Raw genomic sequence first — 25,508 nt, 5'->3', positions numbered from 1 at the left:
GACCGCGAACCGGCATCTCGCGGTGAAGCAGTCCCGACACAGCGATGAGTCGAGATGTAAACGAGTACAAGTGTATTGGTAAAGACTTAGCAAAGCCTGAGAACTTCGCCGATTGTGTGGCATTCCCCACTGTCCCGCCGTCGTCATCACCGTGACCTACTCCACAATCCCCAGGTCACGCCGTTTCCACCGCGATCAGGCGGCCTTCGTCGCCGAACTCCGCGATGCCGTCGACCATGACCTCGATCACTCGGGCCGTGGCGAGGTCGAAGAACAATCCGGTCACCGCCACGCCGCGCTCCTCGACTCCCCGGCGCACGACCGGGTGCGCGTGCAGCGTCTCCAGCTGCACCGCGACGTTCACCATGCCCAGCTGGTCCACCGGCCCGAACCCGGCGACGGCCGCCGCGGCGGCCACCGGATGTCCCAGCCGATAGCGCTCCAGGCTCGGCCGCGCGTGCGCCAGCCAATCGCCGAGCCCTTCCCCCGCCCGCACCTCACGGTGCAGCGCCTCCATCGCCCCGCAGCCGGAGTGACCGCACACCACGACCGCGCGCACGTCCAGCCGCTCGAGCGCGTAGATCAGGGCCGCCTCCACCGAGACGTCTCCGCCGCGCGCGGGCACGATATTGCCCACGTTGCGGACGGTGAACAGGTCGCCCGGCCCGCTGTTGGTGATGACGTTCGGCACGATCCGCGCGTCCGCGCAGGTGAGGAAGAACGAGTCGGCGTCGTGCCGATGGCGCAGCTTGTCCAGATGCGAGCGCAGCACGTGGGCGTGGCCGCGGTGGTAGGCCGCGATGCCCGCCGCGATGCGGTCCTCCCGACTACCCGTCCGTCGCCATGGCCCGATCACCTGGTCGATGACCTGCCGGAAGTGCCCGCGCTCGGGCGGCCCGGCCAAGACGGTGGCCATCCGCGCGCTGCCGAGTTCGGCGAATTGCACCGCCGCGCTCGATGTCTCGCGCTCGCGAGCCCATTCGGTGAGGAACTCGTGCGTGGCGTGGTCCAGGAAGTCGACGGCCATCTCGACGGTCACGTCGGCGTCGGCGGGGACCTTCGCCAGTTCCGCGGTCAGCTTCGGCAAGGCCAGGAAGGTGCACGTGCCATCGATGGTGACCACCCATCGGCGCGTGCCCGGAACCGTTGCCGCGACGATTGTCACGCGCACCACCCGCCACAACAGCAGCGCGAAGGCCAGCACCAGCCCGATCACCATGCCTTGCAGCAGGTTCAGGAACACCACGCCCAGCACCGTCGCCAGGTAGACGTACATCTCGCCGGCCCGCCTGGCCAGCCGGATGTGCGCCAGCTTGATCAGCTGCACGCCGACGAAGATGAGCAGTCCGGCCAGGGCGGCGGTCGGGATCTGCCGCACCAGCCCGGCCAGCGCGACCGCGAACAGCAGGATCCAGATTCCGTGCAGCACGGTCGCCGCCCGGCTGCGGGCACCGGCGTTCGCGTTCGTGATGCTGCGCACGATGACCCCCGCGATGGGCAGGCCGCCGAGCAGGCCGGACACGACGTTGGCCGATCCCTGCCCGATCAGCTCCCGGTCGAAGTCGGTGCGGTGGCCGGGCCGCATCTTGTCCACCGCGACGGCCGACAACAGGGTCTCGATGCTCGCGATGAGGGCGATCGTCACCATGGTCGTGACGACGGCCGCCGGACCGCCGGAGGGAATGGCGGGCAGGCCCAGCGCGTCCGCCAACGAGCCGTTCAGCACGATGCGCTCGACGTGCGTCGGCAGGACCAGCGCCAGCAGAGTGGCGATGAACACCGCGACGAGCGGGCCGGGCACCACCCGCGCCCGCCCCGGCACCGAGCGCCACGCGACCAGGATGCCGATGACGACGAGTCCGACGACCAGGTCGCCCGTGCGCACCGACATCAGTTGGCGGGGCAGGGCGACCAGCGCGGCGAACGACGAACTCAGCGAGTTCCCGCCCAGCAGGACATGGACCTGTTGCAGCGCGATCACCACGCCGATGCCCGCCAGCATGCCGTGCACGACCACCGGGGCGATGGCCAGCGCGGCCCTGGCGATCCGGCTCAGCCCGAACAGGATCTGCAGCATGCCCGCACCGATCGTGATGAAACAGGTTGCCGCCCAGCCGAACTGGTGCACACTCGCGGCGACGACCACGGTGAGGCTCGCGGTGGGCCCGCTGACCTGGATCGCGGAACCGCCGAGCAGTCCGGCCACCACACCGCCGACGACGGCGGCGATCAGGCCCGCAGCGACCGGGGCGCCGGAGGCCACCGCGACGCCGAGCGAAAGGGGTAGGGCGACCAGGAAAACCACGATCGAAGCGGGCAGATCGGCACGGCCGATGACGGTCAGACGATCGCCCATGTTCGCGTACGGCGACGTCCGTGGTGCGGAATCGGTGTCGGTGGACATATTTTCTCCTTCGCCGAGGTGGTGGCCTCGGTTCATCGGTCAAACATGTTCTTGGCATCGAAAGCGAGCGGCGGTCGAAGCTCGGGCCGTCGGCGGAAACACGATCCGTGACGGAGCAGTCGGCACGATAGTAAAGACTTCGCAAAGCGTGTGGAAAGGTTTCCGGTCCGGATGAGGACAACCGCTACCATAATGTGACCCAGGTCACAGCGCAACATCGAGGAGTGGGCTGCATCCACCAGAGTGACGTGAAGCCGAGAGAGCGCCGACCGACGCGGAGAATAAAGGAGACCGGGCAGCAACTGCACCGGTCTCGTTCGCGTAAGTGGTCCCAGCTGGGATCGAACCAGCGACCTTCCGCGTGTGAGGCGGACGCTCTCCCGCTGAGCTATGAGACCTTACGGGTTTCCGGCGGCTGGGGTGCCCTCCGGACGAGACGAAACATTAGCACGCGCCACCGGCGGTTCACCAAATCGCCAACCGGGCAGGGACGTGCAGCCCCACCCTCCGCCGGACGGCGGCCCCACCCCGCGTGTTCTCCGAGAAGGGCCGGACGTCTCACAACCCGTCGAGCCGGGCAGCCGAATCGGCGTCTCGATCATCGAGACCGAGGACGGAACGCCCCACCTCCCCCACCGACCCCATCGGCCACCGGCGTCACAGCACGCCACCTTCCGGATTTCCGCCGTTCTACCAGCGGATTTGTACCTTTCACCGGGCGTCGGCTAATGTTCTGTCTCGCACCACGGAGGCCGGAAACGAGCCCCGGGGAGGCAGAATGCGGATGTAGCGCAGCTGGTAGCGCATCACCTTGCCAAGGTGAGGGTCGCGGGTTCGAATCCCGTCATCCGCTCGAGAGGTAGGGCCAGGCAACATTACGCCGTCCCCCTTTGCGCGGTGGAGTGGCCGAGTGGTGAGGCAACGGCCTGCAAAGCCGTGCACACGGGTTCGATTCCCGTCTCCACCTCGCGCGATTAGCTCAGCGGGAGAGCGCTTCCCTGACACGGAAGAGGTCACTGGTTCAATCCCAGTATCGCGCACCACCGTCTCACCAGGTCAGCCCCTGTTTCGGCAGGGGTTTACTTGTATCCGTGAACTGGCTGAGCTCGCGGCATTCGGTCCGGCGGGAAACGTCCATGCTGCCACTCGAGATACACCAGCGGGGGCGTATTTCCCTAGAGGTCGTCATGAACAGCACCCGAGTAACGACGTCACCCTCCACGTGGAGCCCGGCAACGACCCGAGGCGGGGTGGTCGGTTGGAGATCGAGTGGCCGAATGGAGACCGGGAGCATCCGCCGTACTGGCTGGGTGCTGTGTGGATGAGCAGGCTCGGCCAGCCGCCACAGAGACTCCCGGACTTCCCATCATCGAGCACGAGGGGCAGAAGGTACCCGCCCTCCTACTTCCTCTGATACTCGGACCCGGTGGCTTGAAGAACATCGGGTACAAGCCGCACGAGAGCGACGATTGGGTACGCGCGCCCCAACCCCCGGGCGGCTCGGTACAGCTCACGCCAAGTCGTCGAACTCTCCGGCCTGAGCGCCCTTGAGGAACGCGCCCCACTCTTCACGGGTGAACGCGACCGTCCCGGCCTCCCGAGCGTTGGAGTTGCGCACGTAGACGGTGCTCGGCGTCCCGGCCACCTCGACGCATGTCCCGTTGTCGGTGAAGCTCGACACCCGCCATTCGAGGCTATCCATGGTTCTTGCGCTCCCATTCCTCTGCCAGTCCGAGAATGAATCGGCGCGACTCGGTGGGACTCAGAGCAACCTTCGCCCCGTGGTCGAACGCACTGGCGAAGTATTGCACTTCCTCGGCATCAGTGATGAACCGCCCGCCACCGTACGACTCGATGTGGACACGCGGCGAACCCCACGGGTGGGACATGAGCGAGAACGCGTGCAGGCGGCGCGCTTCGTACTGTCCGGCGTCATAGGTGGTGACCCGCACCGTCACGTTGGGCAGCTCCGACAGCTCCGCCACGGTCCGCAACTGCGTGGACATCACCTCCGGGGTGCCGACGCGCAACCGTAGCGAGGATTCCGGCTGAATCACGTCTAGCACCAGATCGCCCGACCGAACACGCTTCTGCCGGTGCAGACGCTGATCCACCGCCTGCTGGACATAGGTGTCCGAGACTCCCGAAATGCCGACCCGACTCACCAGGGCTTCGACGTAGGAGGGAATTTGCAGCAGTCCGTAGACGGCGCGCGGCTCGTGAGTACGGATGGACGTGGCCGACTGCTCCATACCGAGATACGTGGACAGCCATTCGGGTACCTCGCCCTCGATGGCGGGGACGCTGCTGAGCATCGCCGACAGTTCGTCCATCGTGATACCCAGTGCCTCAGCGTATTTCGGTCGCTGAGCCGGATACGGAGTCCCCTCGTTGCGCTCCCATCGCCCCAACGTGGTCCGATCCACCCCCACAGCTTCGGCTATCTGCTCCTGAGTCTTCCCGGTCGCCTTCCGCGCCTCGATAAGGCGTTCTCTGCGCATAGTCGCATCGTAGGTGCATCGTGCGCGCCGTGGCCTGTTTCGTTGTGCACGCGGAGCATTGAGTCCCACGAGGGGAAATTCCAGAGAGGGGCACGCGATGGACGCACTACCGCAACGGATTCCGGGCGCGCATGAGTATCCGGCGGGCACGGCAGAGCGTCCGGCCGTCGAACTGATCAGGCGCACCGCCGTTGCTCTCGCGCAGTGGGCGGACACCGACGCAGAGGGGTTGACAGTGGACGCAGAGGCAGCGGTACTGGGCGTGCTGGCACCGGGCGGAATGCTCACCGCCGACCAGATCAGCCGCGAAGCGCAGCTCACCAGATGGAGCACCCGCCGGGTGATCGGTCAGCTCGAATCACGCGGGCTGATCATGGCAACGGCGCACGGTTCCCGCTGGTCGGTCACTCCACGAGGGCGCGCGGCATGGGCCACCAAGTTCAGGCGGTTCGCGCAATGAGCTGGATCGAGGTCGGCATCACGGTGGCGGTCGGCCTGCCCTTGTTGGTGATTGTCGCGGCGATCTGCTGGCCGCAGCGGATACCGAAGGGCAGGTCGGTGGAGGACATCACGCAGCGGGTGGAAGAGGAACGTCGTCGGACACACTGACGGTGAAGCTGCCGTCTTCGGAGTGCACGCCGAAGGCCACCCAATCGTCGGCGGCGAGGAACGGCCCCACCGTCACGTCGGCGTAGTCGAGGGTCGCCAGCGCGGTCCAGGCAGCCGAGACGAGCAGTTCACTGTTGGTCAATATTCGAGCTGCACCAAATCGGCGAGTTCGCGCATTTCCGGCGTGAGCGTGCGACGTTTGGAGATGATGCGGCCCAGCAGATCACGCGCCGAGCGCTGTTCGACCAGCCACGGGCGCGCATCACGCGACAGCGACGCCAGCACGTCGAAGGCGGCATCATAGTGGCGTAATTCCACGTGGGCTGCCGATACGTCGATCAGGTGCCGGTTCCGGTTGTCCGACGTCGGCCGCTGGTCCGGCGGGATATCGCTGGCCAGGCGCAACGCGACGTCCGGGCGGTCGTCCACCACGGCGTTCTCTACCCGCTTCATAGCCACCGTGGCCGGGTCGAACGTCGTCCAGTACTGGTGATAGGGACCGGATTCGGGCCGCACCGCGACCGCACCGGCGGCGGCAAGCCTCATCATCTCGTCGGCCTCGTCGGGCCGGTTATCGCGTACCGCCGCCGCCGATGCCCGGAGCAACAACCATCCCCAGGTGGAAAGCTCGCGCGTCGTCGCGACGGACAGCCTGGGTTCCACGCGGTCGGCCCACCGGGTAGCGAGATGACGCACCGCCTCGAATTGCCGAGACCGATTGTTGGTAGGCACCCGCCGCCGGGGACGGGCCGGGGCAACATCGCCGATACCCGGCGGTGTCCACCCGGCGACGGGGCTGAAATCGACGCTATGCGTGAAGGGCTCGCGCACTTGCGTTTTCGGCGTCCGCAGGTGTCCACACCCCCATTACGCTGGTGTGGTGGAAACCGGGGCGCTCATGCGTGCCGCTCGGGAAGCGGCCGGTATCTCTCTGCGCGCGATGGCGGAACGGACGTTCTACAGCAAGACCTATCTGTCGGCGATCGAGACCGGGCAGCGCCCCGTGCCCGCCGGAGTGACCGCCGCCTACGAACGCGTCTTGGGGACAACGGACCTGGGCCGACTGACCACCGCCGCCAGGTCGGCTGCGAGCGTGGACGCCAGCGCCCTTGCCGACGTCGCCATGATGCTTTCGTCTACCCGCCGGATCGAGGACGCGGCCGGTGCCCTGGCGGTGCTTCCGGCGGTACGCGGCATGTCCGCCATGTCCGAGCAATTCGCACGCGAAGCACGCACGGCCCGCACCGAGGCGGCGGCGCTCGCCTCCGAGATCACGCAGTACCGGGGTTGGCTCGAACACGCGGTGGGAGCCGACACCGCCGCGCGGCGCAGCCTGACCACGGCTGTGGACCTGGCAGCGGAATCCCGCGACCCAGACCGACTCGTCCACAGCCTCGGTTTCGCCGGGTACGTGGCGTGGAGCGCGACCGGGGACTACGGCGAAGTGATCGCCCTGTCGGACGCCGCGCTGGCGGTCCGTGGCGCGCACCCCGTCCTGGTCGCCTACGCGAGGATGCGCAGGGCCGAACTACTGGCCGCGCGCGGGGAGCCAGGCGAAGCACTGCGTGCACTCTCCGAGGCCGACGCGGCGACAGACGCGGCGGACGGTATCGAACCGCCGGAAGCCATGTACTGGTGGACACCCGGATTCGGCGGTGTGCAGCGCGGGGGCGTCCTGTCCTTGCTGGGCGACACGACCAACGCGATCCAGGAAGCATCGGACGGTCTGGCCGAGATGCCCGCCGAGCACCGGCGAACCGAGTGGCTGGCTTCCGCGCTGCGCCGCGTCGACCCGGACATGAACCCGGTCAGCGGGTGATACGGTGCCCGGTCCGCGTACACACAGCACCCGAATGGGCACCGAACACTTGAAACGGCCGGCACGGTGACAGGGGCCCGGTGTCGGTGGGCGGGGATACGCTGTGGCGCACAGTGCCGGAGCCGAGTCAGGGGGTTGTCGCGTGACGATCAGTACGGAGGTCGCGCAGGGGGCGGCGCCGGATGACGACGATCCCGAGTCGCTGGATCTTCGCGGCGACATCTCGTTCGAGCTGGAAGAGGTCAACGAGGTGCTCGGCGAGCTGGTCGCCATGCGCGCCGACCAGAAGGCCAAGGACGGCGACCTGCTGACGGCTCGGCTCGGGATCAGCGGGGAGAAGCCCGAGACGCTGGCCCGCATCGGCGCTCGCTACGACCTCTCCCGCGACCGGGTGCGCCAACTACACACCAAAGCGGTCGGGCAGATGATCCGGATGGCGCAGTTGTCCGGGCATCGCGCCGCCGCGGTCCTGTCCGCGCGCTATCCCCTGGACGCGCGGGACCGGCAGTTGACGCGCGCGCTGCTGGTGGAGACGTACGCGACCGACACCGATATCGCGGCGACCGAGCTGTCGTACCTGAAACTGCGGCTCGCCGGGCACGCGGCCGAGGACGCGAAGCGGGTCGCCGGGTTCGTCACCCAGCGCATCGCGGCTTGGCAGAAGAAGACCAACCGGCGTCTGGCGAAGCTGCACGACGCCGAGCCGCGCGCGACCAGTCAGCTGAATCCCTGGCTCGACCAGGTCGACTGGCCCCGCGCCGGCGCCCCGGCCGCGATCCCCACCACCTCCGCGCGCACCGTGGACAGCGACGACGACGGCCGCGGGCGCTTCTACCTGGACAAGGTCGGTCGCGACGTGCCGTTCGACTCCGGTCTGGAGGCCAGGCTGTTGTGGATCCTCAACGCGGGCGATCAGGTGGAGACCTTCCAGGAGCAACCCGCGGCGGTCGTCTACGACCTCGACGGCGCCGAGCGGGTGCACTATCCGAGCATCGTCGCCCAGCTCACCGACGGCCGCACGGTGTTGATCGACGTCGCGCCCCTCGGCCACGTGGGCTTTCACGTGAACCGGGTGAAAGCCGCCGCGAGCCGAGCGCACGCGCACGCCAACGGGTGGGGCTGGCTGATCTGGACCGGCAGTCGCATCGGCATCCCGGATCTGCGCGCACGCGCTGTCGACGCCGCGAGCGAGCGGATGCTGCGCGACCTCATCGAGCGCGGCCCCGTGCACTGGGCCGCGCTCCGCGAGGTGCGCGCGAAGACCGGCCTGGAACTGCTGGACTTCCTCGCGCTGGTGCTGCGCCACGAATGGCGCTGGGACCGAGCGCCCTTCCGGCTCAGCGCACCACCATCGCCGCCGCCAAGAACGTGACGATCAGCAGCATCGCGCAGATGGTGATCAGCTGCCAGCGGCCGATGGTCACCTCGAGATTGGCGATCGTGTTGCGCAAGGCCTTGTCGAGCCGGTCGTGATCGGCGATCGTGCGCTGGGCGGTGGCGAGGGCGTCGGCCTTTTTCTGCGCGTCCAGCTCCGCGCGTTCCAGCCGCGTGGTCAGCTTCAGTAGATGTTTCTGCTTGTCGCGCAACGACTTCCGGGCCACCGCGAGCGCCGTGCGCTGGTTGACCAGTTCCTGGCGCTGCCGGGCGATGACCGTGGCCTGCGTCTTCGTGTGGTACTCCCAGTCGGTCACGGTGGCCCAGCCTCCTGTCCTCTCGTCCCGATAGCCCCAGACGTATTCGCCGCGCACCCAGCCCGCGATGAATTCGCGCAGTTCGACCGGTTCGCGCCGCGGCGCCGCCATCGCGTGCTCGGTGTCCAGCACACCGGTGACCGCGCGGTAATCGCAGGCGGCCGGAGCGAAGTCCGCGATGCCCAGCGCGTGCAGATACGGCACCCAGTAGCCGGGCGGGCACAGCCACAGCACATCCGTGCAGCCCTCGGCGCGCAGCCGCTCGGTGTGCTCTCGCGCGAGCCCTCGCTCCACCGGGCCGCTGCGCACCTCGATCGCGTAGACCCGGTCGCCCTTACGCCAGTACACATCCACCGGCAGCGTCCCGATGCGCCGATCCACTTCGGCCTCGTCGGCCCCGTAGGCCAGCAGTCTGCCGCACAACCAGTACTTCAGCCGCCGCATGTCCCACTGCGCGGCGGCGCATTCCGGACACCCGCAGGCATAACCGGTCTTCGACCCGCGGGTACGGCCGGAAGCCTCTCCGATACCCAACTCGGCGAGCATCGCCCGGCGCCCGCAGGCGATCTCCGCCCGCTGCTTCGTTCTCACGCGACCACTCCCCTGCACAACCACCGCAGGCCCGGCGACCTACGCCATAGATCAAGAGTGCGTCAGACTCGGCAACCTCGCCAGCCTCGTCTACCCCGCGCTCGGGTGTGCCACGCACATGCCCGATCCACGGAAATGGCGTCGTACTCTGCGGCACAAGGGCTTTCATCATGCCACGGGGCGGCATCGGCGCTTCTGATATCGCCGAATTGACAGTTGCCGCCATTCCGCGCCGCGCCCGGCCCTCGACGAGCGGGCACAGCACGGCCGCGCGACGCGTCGTCGCGGTCACCCGAAGCGTGGACTCGCGCGGGACGCGGATCGGGCGGATAATGTCGGATCGGAGGTGTCGGCCCGTTCCGGACAAAGCGGGTCGCCGCGTAATCCGCCTGCACGGGGGTAATTCCGGGGGCCTAGGCTGCAGTGATCAGGTCTTTGATCGGTGCGCCGCCGATTCTTCGCGAGCCGCGGATGTCCAACTGGGCGGATAGAATCGTCCGGCCGAGTGCGAGCTGGGCCGATACGGGGAAGTAGGTACTGGATGGAGCACGGTCAGCAGACCGGCGAGTCGATCGGCGCGATGCTGTCGAGTATCGCGTCGGCTCTCCGAGAGGTCAGCGAGAAGCTGGACGCGGTGGCGGCCCGCATCGACGGTGCGCAGGCCGTGGCGAGCGAACCGACCGTCGAGGGGCGGTTGGCCAAGCTCGAGGCGTGGGCTTTCCGGGCGGGACAGGACATTTCGGGCCTCGATGCCAGGGTGGAACGCCTGGAATCCGGTGCCGACCCGGCGCCGGAGGATCAAGAGACGGCCCAGCGACCGGCTGCCCCGCTACCCCGGGCCGCCGCGAGGCGGTCCAGTGCGCGCCGACCGGAGCACAGCGCCGAGCCCACGGCACCGAAGAGCGAGTCGCCCGGAACGGCGGGCACCCGGAACGGCACACCGCGTGAGCCGGTGCACGCGGCGCCCGAGCCGAGTCCCGCTGCGCCGACGAGCTTCACGCCCCCGCGCGAGCCCACGCTGACCGCACTCGAGCCGAACGCGCAGGGCTTCACCGCCCCCGGCAATTCCGCGTCGAACTTCACCGCCCCTCCCGCGCGTGAACCCGCTTTCACCACGCCGACACCGCGGGAACCCGTCTCGTCGTTCACCGCGCCCACCCCGCGCGATCCCGGTACCGGACAACAAGAGACCTTCCCGGCCTCGCGTGAGCCCGCCCCCGCGGCGGGCTCGTACTCCCCCGTCGAGAACGCCCCGTACGAGAGCATCGTCGCGTCCGCCGCGGCCACCGATCACAGCGGCTCGGAGAACGGTGCGGCCCCCGAGGCCACGGGCACGGGACTCACCGGCGCGCACCGCGCCGGTGTGGACGACCGGACCCCGGTCGAGAACACGCACGTGGACAAGTTGCAGGCCATGCTGGACGAACTCAAGCGCACGGCGGCGGCTCCGCTCGGCCGGGCCGACGTCTTCGGGAACACGCCGGGTGAGTCGACCACGAACGGATATCAGTCCGAGCGCACCGAAGCGCAGCGCAGACCGGCCGACTACCGGCTCTCCAGCCCGCCGCCGGTGTCCTGAGCGGCTCTGGCGCGCTTCCGCTTCGGCGGACGCGCCGCCGCCGAAGAACGCAGCAGGATCTCCTGCACTAGATCGCGCAACCAGCGATGCCCCCCGTCGGCGGTGTTACGCGGATGCCATGCCATCCCGATAGCGACCTCGGGCAGCGGCAGCGGTATCTCGAACGCGGCAAGACCGATCGCGGGTAATGTCGCGGCGCTCAGCAGGGCGGGCGCGGGGCAGACCAAGTCGCTGCCACGCACCGCGAACAGCGCGCTGGTCAGCGTCGGCACGGTGGCCACCACCCGCCGGGTGCGGCCGTGCAGGGCCAAGCGGTCGTCGATCGGGCCGTGCGAACGGCCGGTGCGCGAGATGCTCAGATGCGGCGCGGCCGCGTACGCGGCGACGGTGACGCGATCGGTGACCAAGGGATGGTCGGCGGCGGCTACTCCGATCACCCGATCGGTGAGCACTCGGCGCACGGCCGTCTCTGGATCGGTGTGGTCGATCACACCGACTTCGAGGTCGACCCGGCCGTCGCGCAACGCGGCGGTGCCCTCCACGATGTCGGGCAGGAATCGCAGCGTCACGCCTGGAGCCTGGGCCCGTACCGCGGACAGCAGGGGCCCGGCCAGTTCGCTCAGCACCATATCGCCGGCCTGCACCGCGAACGTCCGGCGCAGCGCCGCCGGGTCGAGGTCGTCACGCGGTGTCAGCAGCGCGCGTCCCTGCTCGACCAGAGTGCTGACCTCGTAACGCAATTCCAGCGCGCGTGGCGTGGGCACCAGATTGCGGCCCGCGCGCACCAGCAGCGGGTCGCCGAGCACGCCACGCAATTTGGCCAGCGTCCGGCTCATCGCGGGTGGCGAGGTGTGTAGGCGCTCCGCGGCCAGGGTGACGCTGTTGGTGTCGAGCAGTGCGTCGAGGGCCACGAGGAGATTCATGTCCAGCGCTTCCACCCTTGGATTATCGCCAACGCAACCAGCGGCCCCCGGTATTGCGCACGCGATAACCCGGGGCGAGTCCGACCCGAACGGCACGGTCGGACATCCCGTCGAGGGAATGGTTCGCGGTCGAGCACGCGATCGCTTCCGCCCGTGCGCCGTCCGGGGTTCACAATGACGTATCGACCTGCGGGTATGCACCGTGCACGTCGGCTATCGAGCCGCGACACACTCCATCGGTGCGCGCGCCGGATACGGTGACGCGCCCCGAGTCACCCGAACGCAGGCGAGCGTCGGACAGCCGTGTCCGAGTCGCGGGTCGACACACGGGAATTTCGGCAGTCGATGCAATCGTGCACACGCACCACTCGCAGCCGACGATCAGCGCGGCGGACATCAGTACCCGTCCGCCACACGCCTACCGACTCAGCGGAGCAGCCACGGCCCTAGTGGCTGACCCGGCCGCTGTCGCCCTCATAGGGCAGCAGTTCCGCCTCGATCGGCGCCGTCGGGCGCGCCGTCGGCCCCGGCCCGGGCTTGCGACGGGTGGCCAGACCCCGGTAGGACTCCGGCTTGATCCGGCGGAACACCTGCGCCGCTCGCGTGTGCAGCGGCAGGCGGAACTTCAGGTCGGCGAGCATCTCGTCGATGTTCTGGATGGAGAACGGGACGACCGCGGTGCCATGCGCGTGGCGGCCGTGCGTGCGTTCCTCCATCCAGCGCAGGCGGGCGTCGATCTCCTCGTCGAGTTTCTCCGCGGGCGGCAGGTGCAGCCTGCCGGTGAGCAGCGCGGCGGTCCAGTGCGCGGCGACCTCGGCGTTGAGCGTGCTGATCGTCGAGGAGTTGTAGCCGGCGAAGGTCAGATTCGGCACCCCCAACGGCAGGATCTGCCGATGCAGGCGGAAGTTGCCGTGCTCGTCGGTCAGCCTGCGCTGGATATACGGGGTGAGGAAGGGGACGCGCTGCTGGAAGCCGGTCGCGCAGATCACGACGTCGGCCTGCAGCACCTGCCCGGTGGACAGCCGGATCCCGGGCGCCGCCTTCTGGCCGCCGCCCATCTCGGTGATGGTCGTGTCCCGGTGCACCGTGATGCGTCCGTTGGCCACCTGCTCGTAGAAGCCCTCGCTGACGAGACTCACGGTGCTCTCGGCGATCTCCTCGAATCGCCCGGTGGGCACCAAGTCGAGTTCGCGCAGGTGAGAGTGCTTGGTGACCAGTTCCTGGATCAGATCGAAGTTGCTGATCCGCACGGATTCACCGGGACCGTCCAGGAACCGATCCATCCAGCGGGGCCGTAGGTAGTGGAAATGGGCCTCGCCGAAGCGGGTCAGCATCAGCCGTTCGTAGTCGATCACCCGCGCCAGCTTGCGCGGCATCTTCCAGAACAGCCGCCGCGCCACGACCGAGGTGGACGCCGCGACCTCGCTCACCGCGGTGGCGATGTCGCAGGCGGACTTGCCGTAACCCACCACGACGACCGACTTGCCGCGCACCGACTCCAGATCGGTGAACTCCGAGGAATGGCACAGACGCCCGCCCGCGGCGCGGAACCAGTCGGCGCCGTGGTACTCCGGCATCGCGGGCTCACTGAAAACGCCGTTGGCGATCACCAGGTGGTCGCACGACGCCCGGTGGACTCCGCTCTCGTCGCGAATTTCCAGCAGCCAGCCGCTGTCCACCGGATCGGCGGCGACCACCTCGGTGCGCAGCCGCAAGTGCTCGGTCAACCCGAAGCGCTCGGCGTAGGCGGCCAGATACGCCTGCATGTGCTGCCCGTCGAGAACCCGCGGGTAGTCGCCCGGCATCGGAAAGTCGGAGAAGTGGTACGTGTCCTTGGAGTTCTGCGTTTGCAGTCCCGGGTATCGCCGGGTCGCACTCCACACGCCACCGACATCGGGTGCGCGGTCGAAGATTTCGACCGGAAAACCCTCCTGTTGCAATACTTTCGCGCAGGCGAGACCTGCGATACCCGCACCGACGATCCCGATGCGGCTTCCGCTTGTCATGCGCAAGAGGCTACGTCGCCAGCGGCGCACAGCAAAGTCGGTCGACCGAATCCGCTCGTCAGCGCACCGCGGGCGCACGCACCGGGACGACGGGGAGCTCGAGCAGCCCGCGGATCAGAATGCTCTCCCGCCACCGCAGGTCCATGTCGCCGACGGCGGGCCGCAGCAGCTGATAGCGCCGGATCGGCCGGGTCAGCGCGATGCGCGCCTCGAGCCGGGCGAGTCCCGCCCCGAGGCAGGCTCGGCGCGCGCCGTCGTGCGGCTCCGGCTACCCTGCGCCGGTGAGTTCGATCGCGCCCGTCCTGCGGCGCGCCCGCGTCGCGAACTCGTTCGCGTTCGGCGCGCAGGGCTTCTTCCTCGCCGTCGTGCTGACCGAATTGCCGCAGCAAAAAGCACGTTTCGGCCTGTCGGACGGGGTGATCGCCGTCTCGGTGGTGCTGATCTCCTTGCTGGCGGGCGGCGGCAGCGTCCTGGCGGAGCGGCTGGCGCTGCGCTGGTCCAGCCGCGCGGCGGTGCGGATCGGGCTGCTGCTCGTGGCCGGCACCGGCTCGGCGGCGGCGTTCGCGCCGAACACGGCGCTGCTGGTGGCCGCGCTCGGCTGCTATGGGATCGCGGTCGGCATCGTCGACGCGAGCACCAACATGCAGGCGGTGTTCATCCAGCACGGGTACGGGACGTTCATCCTGTCGTCGTTCTACGCTTCGTGGAGCGCCGGAACGATAGCCGGGGCGTTGTTCGTGTCGGGGTGCGAGGCGCTGGAGGTGACGCTACGCGAATCGCTGCTCGCGGCCGCGGCGGTCGTGCTGGTGCTCGGCTGGCTGCTCGGGCCGGGACTGCTCGGCGTGCGGGACGCGGAGACGAGTCCCACCGAGACCGCCTCGCCCGGCCCGGCAGTCGCGCTGCGCGCGTATCTCGCGTTCGGGATCGCGGCGGCGTTCGTCTTCGCCATCGACCTGGCGGTGGGCAACTGGTCGGCCTTGTATCTCACCGACGACATGCTGGCCGGTTCGGCGACCGCGGCACTCGCCTTCGCCGCGTATCAGGGCACATCGCTGGTCGCCCGAGCCGCGGGCGATTCGCTGGTGCGCCGTTTCGGTCCGCGCACTGTGGTCCGGGCCGCCGCGGCCACGGGGGCCTGTGGTCTCGCGCTCGTGGTGGCCGCGCCGAGTCCAGCCGTCGCGATCGCGGGTTTTCTGGTCGCGGGCGCCGGTCTGCCCGTGATCGCACCGTTGTGTTTCAGCGCGGCCGGGCAACTCGCGACCGGACGAGAGCTCGACGCGCTGATCGCGCGTCTCAACCTGTTCAACTACGCGGGAACCCTCCTGGGCGGCGGCCTGGTCGGCGCGGTCGCGGCGAGTGTGGGGCACCGTGCGGGATTCGTGATTCCCCTGCTGTTCGCCGTGGCGCTGATAGCGCTCTCCCGGGTCTTCCGCTCCCATCGCGTCGCGAGCGCGCCACGTCCGGGAACGGTGGACCAGCCCACAGAACTCGGTCCGACCGGCTAGGCCGTGCTGGTCCCGTGCGCGAGCCGCAGTCGGTTCCGTCAGCGACGGAGGGAGCCTTCCAGCGGATGGGCACGGCAGAAGTCCCACATGATCCGATCGGCGCTGATCGACGTGGTGGTGCCACCGACCAACGGCACCGGCGACACCACAAACGGATTGCCGGGCCAGGTATGCCCGCCGTCGATGATCGAGTAGAGCTCGACGGCGCTTCCGGCCGGGCAGGGGTAACTCGACTGCGTCACATCGGACGCGATCTGCCGCTGGTGTACGCAGCGTGCAAGCGCACCCGCGAGTGCCAAGACGACGACCCGGCCGTCCTGTTCGAACACCTCGCCAACGGCGACGAACAGGTCGTCCGCCACTACGGCCAGCCGGTCGCCGTGGTGCTGCCGACGACAGCCCGCCGAAGCCCAGACCGACCGGGAGAGGATTAGATTCCGTGCGGCATGGAAGACCATCGCGACCCGTGAGTGATGAGGAAAGGCCGCATAAATACCAGATGCGTGGAGGATGGAAATAAACACCAGCTGATCGACCAGAGGAGCTATCCATGAAGTCGATTCCACTCAACCGCATGGTCAGGCCCACCTACGTGGTTTTCTCAGCACCGACATCTGTTAGCGCTACTTCCGTCGTAGATCTGTATGCAGGTTTCATCCGGGTCGACCACATCGGCGGAGAATTTGATGACACCGAAGACATAAAGGCGTTCTTACCGATGGACGCCAGCGGAAATGTCATGAGTTATGGAGATTCTCAAGCCAGTCCGAAACCACAGGTTATCTCCACGGTGAGCGCGGCACCATCCGCTTCTACTTGCTGGTCCGACTACCAAGACGAAATGGGGACAACGTCGGTTGAGTTTGCGTTTGCCGAATTGGAGCCCCAGTCAATCGACGGAGTCCAAGGAGATCCGCTTCTGCCAGTCCTGAACGCACGGCTATCAGCTCGACGAGCTACGCTGTTCATGATCACCTACCAGGTAACGGTGGCAGGGGTGCGAGGAAATGCTTTCGGTATCAAGCTGCTTCAAAATACTGAAGGCCCCAGCTTGACCCCCAATAGCTGAACTACCGATGTCGTCGGATATTGCCCACCAACTCCCATGATCCCACCATGAGGCTCTGGCCTACACGCGACGAGTTCACATTCCCGCCGAACCGTATGCTCTGATAAGGACATGAGCAACCTCCCAGTCATCGTCGATCGGGCCGGGCTGTGGGACGCGGAAGCGCTCAGCGACGTGGCGGCGGCGACTTTCCCGCTCGCGTGTCCGCCCGGAGCGACGCCCGACGACATCGCGGTCTTCGTCGGCGACGTCCTGTCGGAGGAACGCTTCGGCGAATATCTGAGCGATCCGGCTCGGATCGTGCTCAAAGCTGTCGTGGACGGAGACATCGTCGGATACGCGATGCTGGTCACCCGCGCCCCGGCCGACTCAGCGGTGGCCGAGTCGGTCGGGATACGCGAGCTGGTGGAGATCAGCAAGATGTACGTGCTGCCCGGACACCATGGCACCGGCGTGTCCACCGCGCTGATGACCGCCGCGCTGGACTGGACGCGCGCTCAGGGATACCCGGGCGTCTGGCTGGGCGTCAATCAGGAGAACGCCCGCGCCCGCCGCTTCTACGCGAAGCATGGTTTCGCGGAGGTCGGCACCAGGAAGTTCACCGTCGGCAACCAGGTGCACCACGATTACGTGCTGCGGCTGGTCTTCTAGTCCCGACTCAGCGCAGGAAATCGACGAGCGCTGCATGGAAGGCGGGGCTCACCACCGCCATCAGATGATCGCCGGGCACCACGGCGAGCACGCCGTTCGGCAGCGCCGCGGCGAGCCGCTCCGGTTCGGCGGCGAACGGATCGTTGTCGCCCGCCAGCACCAGCGCGGGCACGGTGATGTCCGCCAGGGTCTCGATGGGACGATCGTCGAGGCCGGTGGCCACCGCGTGGATGGCGTCCACGTCGGCGTGCACCGCGTCGGCCAGCACCCGGAACATCTTCGCTGTCGGCGACGCGCCGGCGCCGTCTCCGGTCATCGCGGCCTGCAGATCGGGCAGGTCGATCACGCGGCGGTCGACGCCGCCGCAGTCCAGCACGCCCGAGCCGATGCCACCGACCGCCAGCCGCCGCACACGCTCGTCGGTCGCGGCCACCAGCAGCGAGATCACCCCGCCCATCGAGTACCCGACCTGCACCACTTCCTCGAAGCCCAGTTCGTCGTAGAGCGCGCGCACGTCACGCGCCATGGCCTGCCACGAGTAGCGCGCCGCCTCGTGCGGCTTGTCGGAGCGACCGTGGCCGCGTGCGTCCAGGGAAACCACGGTGTGCCCGGCGGAGTGCAGCGCGGCGACCACACCGGTGCTCATCCAGTTCGCGTTGGTGTCCGCGACCACCCCGTGTTGCAGCACGACCGGGACGCCCCCGCCCTCCCAGACCCGGTAATTGAGTTCCAGGCCGTCCCATGTCTCAAACTTCGCCATGCCGGGATCGTAGTGCACGGTGCGGCCCCGGACAGCCGAAGTGGACGTTCGGTCCGGACGCCGCGCTCAGCCCAGCAGACGGGCCCGCAGGGCGGCGATGTCGCCGTCGGTCAGCCGCAGCCCGTCCCGGACATAGGCGTCGAAACTTCCGTAGGTCTGGTTCGCCTGGTCGAAGGCCGCGTCGAGCCAGGCCGCCTGGACACCGTTGAGCGGGTCGTCCTGGCTCGCGTTGCGGAACCGGTTGGACAGCAGGTAATCCTCGGTGACCGTGGCCCGATCCACCCCGAGCACGGTCAGCAGCACCGCCGCCGCCCAGCCGGTGCGATCCTTGCCCGCGGTGCAGTGGAACAGCACCGCACCGTCCGCGCCGATGACGTCGCGCAGCACCGAAGCGAACGCCTCGTTCGCGCCAGGGGCGGTGATGAACGCGCGGTACAGCCCGTCACCCCCGGTGAGCGTGGTGGCGATGACCTGAGGCGGAGCCTGGCCGATCACGTCGTCCCAGTGCGCCGTCGCACCCGTGGGGATCCGGTCCGGCCCGAGCGCGCGCTCGTAGACCGTGCGCAGGTCGTGGACGGAGCGCACGTGGCGGTCGGTGAGCGCGGCCAAGTCGCCCGGCGTCGCGTTGTTCAGCTGTCCGGTGCGATACACCAGACCGGTGCGCACGATCCGGCCGTCGGTGGTGCGGTAGCCGCCGATGTCGCGGGCGTTCTGCACCGCCTGCAGGTGCAGCGCGGGGTCGGCGGCGACAGCCGCGGGCGGGTCGGCCTGCGCGATGCCTGCTACCGGTCCGAACGCGACCGCCAGACCGGCCGCCATCACGACCGGGGCACGAAATCGAGGGGCCATTCGGCTGCTCCAATCATCGAGTCCGCGGAACTCGCACACGTCGTCCTCGCCGAACCGCCGCGGTCGGATGGCGGCGCTAGGCCGGGACTTCGAACCGCGACAGCGCGAGCAAGCGCGAGATGGCGCGCAGATACTTCTTGCGGTATCCGCCCTCGAGCATCTCGGCGGAGAAGATCTCGTCGAGCTTCGCGCCCGACACCGTCACCGGGACGCTCGCGTCGTAGAGCCGGTCGGCCAGTACCACGATGCGCAGTGCCACGGCCTGATCGGTCACCGGATGCACGCCGGAGACGAACACCGACGACACCCCGGAGATCAGCGCGCCGTACTTCGACGGGTGCAGCGTGCTGAGGTGCTTCAGCAGCGCGTCGAAGTCGTCGAGCGTGGAACCCGGTGTGCTGCCGGCCCGTTCGGACAGCACGTCCGGCGACGTGGGCTCCGGCGCGGGCGGCAGGTCGCGATGGCGGTAGTCCGGCCCGTCCACGCGCACCGCCTCGAAGATGGCGCCCAGCTTCTTGATCTCGCGCAGGAAATCCTGCGCGGCGAAACGTCCTTCGCCGAGCTGGCCCGGCAGGGTGTTCGACGTGGCGGCGATCGAGACACCGGCGGCGGACAGTTCGGTCAGCAATCGCGAGACCAGCATGGTGTCACCCGGATCGTCGAGCTCGAACTCGTCGATGCACAGCACGCTGTTGCCCGACAACCGCTCGAGGGCGTTGGCGAAGCCGAGCGCGCCGACCAGATTGGTCAGCTCGCCGAACGTGCCGAACGACTTGGGCGCGGGCGAGCTGTGGAAGATCGAGGCGAGCAGATGGGTCTTACCGACGCCGAACCCGCCGTCCAGGTACAAACCGGCACCGCTGACCTGCTTCTTCTTGCCGAAGAAGCTCTTCTTGTGCGCGGCCTTGCTGATCTTGGCGACCTGGCCGGCGAACTCTTCGGCCTTGCGGACCGCCGCCGCCTGGCTCGGTTCCTTCGGATCCGGGATGTAGGAGGCGAAACTCACCTCGTCGAACATGGGCGGAGGCACCATCTGGGCGACGAGCTGATCGGCCGGGACCTCCGGGTGACGATCGACGAGGCGTTCTTGCATGGACGAAGCCTAAAGACGTGGTGTGATCTGGTCTCATGCAGCGTAGCCAGAATGCGATCCAGCTCACAGAGCTCAGCCCCGACGACCTCGCGCAGTTGTACGCCTTCCCCGCCGCACTCGACGCGCCTTTGGTCCGCGCCAATTTCGTCTCCAGCATCGATGGCGCGGCCACCAGCGGGAACCTGACCGAAGGGCTGGGCACGCCGGCCGACCGGACGGTGTTCATGCTGCTGCGCGAACTGGCGGAGGTGATCGTGGTCGGCGCGGGCACGGCGCGCGCGGAGAACTACGGCGGGGCACGCACCGACCCGGGGCGCCGCCGCGCGTTCCACGAGCGCGGCATCGGCGGGCATCCCGACGGCGCGCCGCCGCCGATCGCGGTGGTCACGGCCAGCGCGGCGATCGACCCCGACGCACGCCTGCTGACCGACACCCAGGTGCCACCGCTGATCATCACGACGGCCACCGCTCCCGCCGACCGCAAACAGCGTCTGGCGGACGCGGGCGCCGAGGTGATCGAAGCCGGTGACATCGCGGTGACGCCGACCGGCCTGCTGCGCGTGCTCGGCGAGCGCGGCCTGCTGCGCGTGCTCACCGAGGGCGGCCCGCACCTGTTCGGTGAACTGCTGGAGGCCGACGTGGTCGATGAGCTCTGCCTGACCACCGCGCCGCTGCTGGTGGGCGGCGCGGCGCGGCGAATCTCGCTGTCCGGGCACGAGTTCCGCGTCCGGATGACGCGCGCGCACGTCCTGCTGGACGACGACGGCACGGTGCTCACCCGGTGGGCCCGTCGATGAAAGAACCGCCCGAACCTGGCAGGCTGTAGCAATGCGCTGGACTCGGGCTGCCGTGCTTGCCGCCACCCTTTCGATCGTGACCGCCGGTTGCGGCGCGGGACCGTCGGATCGTCCCGGTGTCGCGGTGCAGCGCCCGCCGGTCGCGGGCGCCGCGACGACCTCCGCCGCGCCCGCTCCGCCGCCGAGCGCCGAGGTGCCCAAAACCGATCTCAGCTGGCGGGAGTGCACCCAGCCGACCTTGGATCAGCTCGGCCTCGGGCCCGCGCCCGCGGGGCTGGTATTGGACTGCGCCGAGTACTCCACCCCGATCGATTCGACAGGCGCGGTGCTCGGCAATTTCCGGGCCGGCGCGCTGCGGGCCAGGCTGGCGCAGACCCCGGCCGACGCGCCGCCCCTGGTGCTCACCTCGGGTTCGGATCGCTCATCCTCCGCCACCCTGGCCGGATTGGCCGCGGGCCCGGCCTCGGCGCTGCTGGCCGCCCGCCCGATCGTCGCGGTGGACCGGCGCGGCATCGGCACCTCGCAGCCGATCGACTGCCTGCCGCTGGAGGTCCGCCGCGGCCTGGCCGACAACGCCCAGTCCGACCCGGGCGACCCGGTCGCGCGGATGACGAAGCTGAGCCAGGACGGCACCATCGCCTGCCGCGATTTCCTGCAGCCCTACGAGGGCACCTTCGACGCGCCGCACGCCGCCGACGACATCGAGCAACTGCGCAGGCAGTGGCAGGTGGAGCACATCGCGGTGCTGGGCACCGGCAACGGCGCGAAGGTCGCGCTGAGCTACGCCCGCAAGTACGGAGACCACCTCGCCCGGCTGGTGCTCGACTCCCCCGAGCCGGTCGGCACCGATGCGGTGACCCGCGCGGAGCAGGCCGTGCAAGGCGCTGAGGCGGCGCTGACGGCGTTCGCGCAGCGCTGCGTCGGCGTGGGCTGCTCGCTCGGTGCCGACCCGCGCGCCGCGGTCACCGAACTGGTGAACCGGGCCGCGACCGGCGGGCTCGGCGACATCTCGGCGAACGCGGTGCTGACCGCGGTGTCGGGCTTCCTCGGCAGCCCGCGGGCCGACCAGGCCACGCGGGTCACGGAGCTGTCCGACGCGCTCGCCGCAGCGGGTCGCGGCGACCAGGGACCGTTGAGCAACCTCATCAGCCGCGAGACCGCGGCCACGGCGAACGACGGGCAGTTCGTCAACCGGTGCACCGACACGCAGCTGCCGCCGACGCCGGACAAGGCCACCGAGCTGGCAGGCACCTGGGCGGGTAAGTACCCCGTCTTCGGCAGAGCGGCGGCCATCGGCCTGATGGAGTGCGCGGCCTGGCCGGTGTCTACCGCGCCTCCGCTGCCCGAGAAGTTGGGCATCCCGGTGCTCGTGCTCGGCGGTGTCGCCGATCCGGTGGTCGGCAACGGCGGCCAGTCGTCGGTGACCGGGGCACTCGGTTCGGCGGGCGCCCGGCACGCGGCGCTGTCCTGGCAGGGCTTCGGGCATCCGGTGGCCACGCATTCCGGCTGCGCGCAGCGAGCGGTGCTCGACTATCTGAAGGACGGCAAACTTCCCGCTGACGGCACCGCCTGCCCGGCCTGACCGGAGGCGTCGAGGAGCCGCTCGGGCCGCGAGTCGGGCAGGTCCGGCCAACCACCGGTAACCGATCCGGTGTACCGTGCCCCAGTGTTCCTTCGACAGCTCGAGCCCAGGACCGCTCGCACCACCGCCGAGGTGATCAAGTTCGCACTCTGGCCCCTGGCGGTCATGACCGTGCTGAACCGGGTTTTCATCAAGGCTGTCAACGGCTTCATCACCGACGACTACCGGCCGGTCTACCAGGCATCTCTCGACTTCCTGAACGGACGGCCGGTCTACACCGCGAACTTCGACTCGGTGGACCCGCACTACCTCTACCCGCCCAGCGGAACCCTGCTGATCGCGCCGATCGCGGTCATCGACTACGAGAAATCACGCTGGCTGTTCATCGCCCTGAACGCGATCGCGATCCTCGTCGCCTGGTACCTGCTGCTGCGGCTGTTCCGGTACACGCTGAACTCGGTCGCCGCTCCCGCGCTGCTGCTGGCGATGTTCACGTCCGAGACCGTGATCAACACGCTGGTGTTCACCAACGTCAACGGCTGTGTGCTGCTGGCGGAGCTGATCTTCATCCACCTGCTGCTGAAACGGCGAGATCTGTGGGCCGGCGCCGCGCTCGGCCTGAGTATCGCGGTCAAGCCGACGCTCGCTCCCCTGCTGTTGATCGCGCTGGTCCGCGGACAATGGAAGGTATTCGTGACCGCGCTCGGCGTACCGCTGGCGCTGACCGCGATCGCCTGGCCGCTGTCGAAGGACCCGGAGAAGTTCCTCACGCGCACCGCGCCCTACCTCTTCGAATCCCGCGACTACTTCAACAGCGCGATCGTCGGCAACGGCGAGTACTACGGGCTGCCCGCGTGGCTGACCTGGGGCATGCGCGCGGTGCTCGGCGTGCTGGTGCTGATCTCGCTGTGGCTGCTGTACCGCTACTACCGCGAGGACGAGCTGTTCTTCGTCTGCACCTCCTCCGGCGTGCTGCTCACCGCCTCGTTCCTGCTCAGCTCGCTCGGGCAGATGTACTACTCGATGATGCTGTTCCCGTTCCTGATGACGGTGGTGCTGCGCAATTCGGTGCTGCGCAACTGGCCGGCCTGGCTGGCGATCTTCGGGTTCATGAGCTACGACAAGTGGCTGTCGGACCGCTGGCAGCACATCGGCCGCAATCTGGAGTACCTGCGCATCACCTTCGGTTGGGGCCTGCTGCTCATCGTCGTATTCTGCGTGCTCGGCGACCGCTACCTGGCCGCACGGCGGGAAGGACGGCTGCCGTTCGGCATCGATCCCGCGTGGATGAAGTCCGCACCGGACTCGCGCGGCGCGGCGCCGCAGCGGCCCGCGTCCACGGCCGATACCGCACTCCCGGCGGAAAGCCCCAGGCCACACAACGGTTCGGCGCCGGTGGAGGAGAATCGTATTAGCGTGGAGCCATGAGCTCCGAAGCCGACACGTCCCTGCCCGCGCCGCGGATCCAGCTCACGCCGCAGGAATGGCGGTTGAAGCTGGACCCCGAGGAATACGCGGTGCTGCGCGAGGCCGCCACCGAGCGGCCGTTCACCGGCGAGTACACCGAAACCAAGACCGAAGGCGTCTACGTGTGCCGGGCCTGCGGCGCCGAACTGTTCCGCAGCACCGAGAAGTTCGACTCGCATTGCGGCTGGCCGTCGTTCTTCGATCCGGCGGCGTCCGACGCGGTGATTCTCCGGTCGGACGACTCGCTCGGCATGCACCGGGTCGAAGTGCTGTGCGCGAACTGCCACAGCCACCTCGGCCACGTGTTCGAGGGCGAGGGGTACAACACGCCCACCGACAAGCGCTACTGCATCAACTCCATCGCTCTGCGACTGCACCCCTCGGACAGCGCAGCGGAGTAACGGCCCGACGCTCACCGGCAGCGTACGGAGTCGGCACCGCTCGTCGCATGCCCCGAAAACTCTGGGCAAGTCCGGTGGACGTCAGGGCAGGGCGGCGATCAGCTGCTCGATCTCCACGCGGGGACCGGTGAAGAACGGAATCTCCTCGCGCACGTGCCGCCGGGCGTCGGTGGCGCGCAGGTCGCGCATCAGATCGACGATGCGATGCAGTTCGGGCGCTTCGAAGGCCAGGATCCACTCGTAGTCGCCGAGCGCGAACGAGCTGACGGTGTTGGCCCGCACGTCCGGATAGCCACGCGCGGCCTTGCCGTGCTCGGCCAGCATCCGGCGGCGTTCCTCGTCGGGCAGCAGGTACCACTCATAGGACCGGACGAACGGGTACACGCAGATGTAGGCGCCCGGCTCCTCACCGGCCAGGAACGCCGGGATATGGCTCTTGTTGAACTCCGCGGGACGGTGCAGCGCCGCGTTGCTCCACACCGGCGCGCTGGCCCGTCCCAGCTCGGTGGTGCGGCGGAAGTCGGCGTAGGCGGCCTGCAGGTCCTCGACGCGCTCGGCGTGCGTCCAGATCATGAAATCGGCGTCGGCGCGCATCCCCGCCACGTCGTAGATGCCACGCACCACCACGTCGCGGTCGGCGAGACCGTCGAAGAACGCCTTCGCCTCCTTGGTCGCGGCGTCCCGGTCCTCGCCCAGCACTCCGGGCTGCACCTGGAAGACCGAGAACATCAGGTAGCGGATGGTGGAGTTGAGAGCTTGATAGTCGAGTCGCGCCATAGCACTATCGTGCCACTCGCCCGGGAGCGCCCGCGTCGCCGGGCGTGAACTGTTCGACCTGCACGCGGGCGGCCGGGATGCCGAGGGCGCACAGCTGGCCCTGGATGTCGCGCAGGAATCCGGGGGACCAGACATATCCGTCGGCGTCCTCGGGCAGTTCGAGTGCGGAGAGATCGGCCCGGCCGTGCGCCCGGGTCCCACCGAAGCGGCGCGCCCGGCCGCGATGATGAACAATCCGCCGGATCGTCCGCGGTGCGCCTGCACCAGACCCAGCTCGACCAACCGGGAAACCGGCTTGGCCACATGCTTTTCCGACGCGCCCACCTGTCGTGCGATAAGTTTGGTGGTCACCCGGGAACTGTTCTCGTCCTCCGCCGCGAGCCGCACGATGGTGCGCAAGACCGATATGGGTGGAGTGCGAGAGCTGCATGATG

General features: G+C 68.6%; 25 protein-coding genes, 4 tRNA genes and 1 pseudogene. 14 read left to right on the top strand and 16 right to left on the bottom strand.

From position 1 onward, the window contains the following. Positions 1–175: 175 nt before the first annotated feature. Positions 176–2,404: a SulP family inorganic anion transporter gene (locus QMG86_RS09235; RefSeq protein WP_281878891.1), complete on the bottom strand. Its 2,229-nt coding sequence runs from the start codon at positions 2,402–2,404 to the stop codon at positions 176–178. 326 nt (positions 2,405–2,730) lie between these two features. Continuing rightward, positions 2,731–2,802 (bottom strand) — tRNA-Val (locus QMG86_RS09230). A gap of 382 nt (positions 2,803–3,184) precedes the next feature. Between QMG86_RS09230 and QMG86_RS09225 the strand changes: the two genes are divergently transcribed. From QMG86_RS09225 to QMG86_RS09215, 3 genes are all read left to right on the top strand, one after another. Further along, a tRNA-Gly gene (locus QMG86_RS09225) sits at positions 3,185–3,257 on the top strand. Positions 3,258–3,300: 43 nt separating this feature from the next. Beyond that, positions 3,301–3,371, top strand: a tRNA-Cys gene (locus QMG86_RS09220). 1 nt (position 3,372) lies between these two features. Beyond that, positions 3,373–3,447: transfer RNA gene (locus QMG86_RS09215), tRNA-Val, on the top strand. Positions 3,448–3,914: 467 nt separating this feature from the next. Here QMG86_RS09215 and QMG86_RS09210 read toward each other — a convergent pair. Beyond that, the gene (locus tag QMG86_RS09210) at positions 3,915–4,106 is read right to left on the bottom strand and encodes a DUF397 domain-containing protein (protein ID WP_281878890.1); all 192 of its coding nucleotides are present in this window, start codon (positions 4,104–4,106) and stop codon (positions 3,915–3,917) included. Beyond that, the gene (locus QMG86_RS09205; RefSeq protein WP_281878889.1) at positions 4,099–4,905 is read right to left on the bottom strand and encodes a helix-turn-helix domain-containing protein; all 807 of its coding nucleotides are present in this window, start codon (positions 4,903–4,905) and stop codon (positions 4,099–4,101) included. The genes QMG86_RS09210 and QMG86_RS09205 overlap by 8 nt, the downstream gene beginning before the upstream one ends. Positions 4,906–5,002: 97 nt before the next feature. On the opposite strand from QMG86_RS09205, the gene QMG86_RS09200 reads away from it, so the two are divergent. Further along, entirely contained in the window at positions 5,003–5,365 is a 363-nt protein-coding gene (locus tag QMG86_RS09200; RefSeq protein WP_281878888.1) for a MarR family transcriptional regulator, read from the top strand. Here the strand turns inward: QMG86_RS09200 and QMG86_RS09195 are convergent. From QMG86_RS09195 to QMG86_RS09185, 3 genes are read right to left on the bottom strand one after another with little or no spacing between them, the layout of a single operon-like run. Further along, positions 5,346–5,474, bottom strand: a complete 129-nt coding sequence (locus QMG86_RS09195; RefSeq protein ID WP_281878887.1) for a hypothetical protein — start codon at positions 5,472–5,474, stop codon at positions 5,346–5,348. The genes QMG86_RS09200 and QMG86_RS09195 overlap by 20 nt on opposite strands. Further along, the gene (locus tag QMG86_RS09190) at positions 5,474–5,656 is read right to left on the bottom strand and encodes a hypothetical protein (RefSeq protein WP_281878885.1); all 183 of its coding nucleotides are present in this window, start codon (positions 5,654–5,656) and stop codon (positions 5,474–5,476) included. The genes QMG86_RS09195 and QMG86_RS09190 overlap by 1 nt, the downstream gene beginning before the upstream one ends. Beyond that, on the bottom strand, positions 5,653–6,177 hold the full coding sequence (locus QMG86_RS09185) for a hypothetical protein (RefSeq protein ID WP_281878884.1): 525 nt from the start codon (positions 6,175–6,177) through the stop codon (positions 5,653–5,655). Before QMG86_RS09185 ends, QMG86_RS09190 begins: the two co-directional genes overlap by 4 nt. Positions 6,178–6,394: 217 nt before the next feature. Here QMG86_RS09185 and QMG86_RS09180 point away from each other — a divergent pair, with 217 nt between their 5' ends. Next, on the top strand, positions 6,395–7,333 hold the full coding sequence (locus tag QMG86_RS09180) for a helix-turn-helix domain-containing protein (protein WP_281878883.1): 939 nt from the start codon (positions 6,395–6,397) through the stop codon (positions 7,331–7,333). A 142-nt stretch (positions 7,334–7,475) separates the two neighbouring features. After that, complete coding sequence (locus QMG86_RS09175; protein ID WP_281878882.1) at positions 7,476–8,705, top strand: sigma factor-like helix-turn-helix DNA-binding protein; 1,230 nt, start codon at positions 7,476–7,478, stop codon at positions 8,703–8,705. Here the strand turns inward: QMG86_RS09175 and QMG86_RS09170 are convergent. Beyond that, positions 8,671–9,615 (bottom strand): hypothetical protein, encoded by a 945-nt coding sequence (locus QMG86_RS09170; RefSeq protein WP_281878881.1) that lies wholly within the window; start codon positions 9,613–9,615, stop codon positions 8,671–8,673. The two genes, QMG86_RS09175 and QMG86_RS09170, sit on opposite strands and share 35 nt — an antisense overlap. Positions 9,616–10,156: 541 nt before the next feature. Here QMG86_RS09170 and QMG86_RS09165 point away from each other — a divergent pair. Continuing rightward, positions 10,157–11,194 (top strand): hypothetical protein, encoded by a 1,038-nt coding sequence (locus QMG86_RS09165; protein WP_281878879.1) that lies wholly within the window; start codon positions 10,157–10,159, stop codon positions 11,192–11,194. Here QMG86_RS09165 and QMG86_RS09160 read toward each other — a convergent pair. Both QMG86_RS09160 and QMG86_RS09155 read right to left on the bottom strand, forming a co-directional pair. Then, positions 11,161–12,132, bottom strand: a complete 972-nt coding sequence (locus QMG86_RS09160) for a LysR family transcriptional regulator (RefSeq protein WP_281878877.1) — start codon at positions 12,130–12,132, stop codon at positions 11,161–11,163. The two genes, QMG86_RS09165 and QMG86_RS09160, sit on opposite strands and share 34 nt — an antisense overlap. 431 nt (positions 12,133–12,563) lie before the next feature. Then, positions 12,564–14,123 carry a flavin-containing monooxygenase gene (locus QMG86_RS09155; RefSeq protein WP_281878875.1) on the bottom strand — a complete coding sequence of 520 codons (1,560 nt, stop codon included), beginning with the start codon at positions 14,121–14,123 and terminating at the stop codon, positions 12,564–12,566. Positions 14,124–14,404: 281 nt separating this feature from the next. Between QMG86_RS09155 and QMG86_RS09150 the strand changes: the two genes are divergently transcribed. Then, the gene (locus QMG86_RS09150; protein WP_281878873.1) at positions 14,405–15,628 is read left to right on the top strand and encodes an MFS transporter; all 1,224 of its coding nucleotides are present in this window, start codon (positions 14,405–14,407) and stop codon (positions 15,626–15,628) included. A gap of 38 nt (positions 15,629–15,666) precedes the next feature. Here QMG86_RS09150 and QMG86_RS09145 read toward each other — a convergent pair whose 3' ends face one another. Further along, complete coding sequence (locus QMG86_RS09145) at positions 15,667–16,194, bottom strand: hypothetical protein (RefSeq protein WP_281878871.1); 528 nt, start codon at positions 16,192–16,194, stop codon at positions 15,667–15,669. Here QMG86_RS09145 and QMG86_RS09140 point away from each other — a divergent pair. Further along, a complete protein-coding gene (locus tag QMG86_RS09140) occupies positions 16,179–16,697 on the top strand; it encodes a hypothetical protein (RefSeq protein WP_281878870.1) in 519 nt (172 codons plus the stop codon). The genes QMG86_RS09145 and QMG86_RS09140 overlap by 16 nt on opposite strands. A 111-nt stretch (positions 16,698–16,808) precedes the next feature. Beyond that, positions 16,809–17,348: a GNAT family N-acetyltransferase gene (locus QMG86_RS09135; protein WP_281878868.1), complete on the top strand. Its 540-nt coding sequence runs from the start codon at positions 16,809–16,811 to the stop codon at positions 17,346–17,348. Positions 17,349–17,355: 7 nt separating this feature from the next. Here QMG86_RS09135 and QMG86_RS09130 read toward each other — a convergent pair whose 3' ends face one another. From QMG86_RS09130 to zapE, 3 genes are all read right to left on the bottom strand, one after another. Then, positions 17,356–18,108, bottom strand: a complete 753-nt coding sequence (locus QMG86_RS09130) for an alpha/beta fold hydrolase (RefSeq protein ID WP_281878866.1) — start codon at positions 18,106–18,108, stop codon at positions 17,356–17,358. A 66-nt stretch (positions 18,109–18,174) separates the two neighbouring features. After that, positions 18,175–18,957, bottom strand: coding sequence for a tyrosine-protein phosphatase (locus QMG86_RS09125; protein ID WP_281878865.1), 783 nt, complete (start codon positions 18,955–18,957; stop codon positions 18,175–18,177). Between the two features lie 76 nt (positions 18,958–19,033). Further along, a complete protein-coding gene (gene zapE, locus QMG86_RS09120) occupies positions 19,034–20,050 on the bottom strand; it encodes a cell division protein ZapE (RefSeq protein ID WP_281878864.1) in 1,017 nt (338 codons plus the stop codon). Between the two features lie 35 nt (positions 20,051–20,085). Between zapE and QMG86_RS09115 the strand changes: the two genes are divergently transcribed. The 4 genes from QMG86_RS09115 to msrB all read left to right on the top strand — a co-directional run bounded on the left by QMG86_RS09115 (position 20,086) and on the right by msrB (position 24,297). Further along, positions 20,086–20,847, top strand: a complete 762-nt coding sequence (locus QMG86_RS09115) for a pyrimidine reductase family protein (protein ID WP_281878863.1) — start codon at positions 20,086–20,088, stop codon at positions 20,845–20,847. A 31-nt stretch (positions 20,848–20,878) separates the two neighbouring features. Further along, the gene (locus tag QMG86_RS09110; RefSeq protein WP_281878862.1) at positions 20,879–22,429 is read left to right on the top strand and encodes an alpha/beta hydrolase; all 1,551 of its coding nucleotides are present in this window, start codon (positions 20,879–20,881) and stop codon (positions 22,427–22,429) included. An 84-nt stretch (positions 22,430–22,513) separates the two neighbouring features. Then, positions 22,514–23,857 carry a glycosyltransferase family 87 protein gene (locus QMG86_RS09105; RefSeq protein WP_281878861.1) on the top strand — a complete coding sequence of 448 codons (1,344 nt, stop codon included), beginning with the start codon at positions 22,514–22,516 and terminating at the stop codon, positions 23,855–23,857. Beyond that, complete coding sequence (gene msrB / locus QMG86_RS09100; protein WP_281878859.1) at positions 23,854–24,297, top strand: peptide-methionine (R)-S-oxide reductase MsrB; 444 nt, start codon at positions 23,854–23,856, stop codon at positions 24,295–24,297. Before QMG86_RS09105 ends, msrB begins: the two co-directional genes overlap by 4 nt. 81 nt (positions 24,298–24,378) lie before the next feature. On the opposite strand, the gene hemQ is transcribed toward msrB, so the two are convergent. Next, positions 24,379–25,074 (bottom strand): hydrogen peroxide-dependent heme synthase, encoded by a 696-nt coding sequence (gene hemQ / locus QMG86_RS09095; RefSeq protein WP_063021020.1) that lies wholly within the window; start codon positions 25,072–25,074, stop codon positions 24,379–24,381. 282 nt (positions 25,075–25,356) lie between these two features. After that, positions 25,357–25,425 (bottom strand): annotated as a pseudogene (locus QMG86_RS33540) (hypothetical protein); the annotation flags it as partial. Positions 25,426–25,508: the final 83 nt, after the last annotated feature.

It is taken from the genome of Nocardia sputorum (assembly GCF_027924405.1).
In the GTDB taxonomy this organism is placed as follows: domain Bacteria; phylum Actinomycetota; class Actinomycetes; order Mycobacteriales; family Mycobacteriaceae; genus Nocardia; species Nocardia sputorum.
Note: the sequence above shows the minus strand (reverse complement) of the source record. Positions and strands in the feature narration are given on the sequence as shown.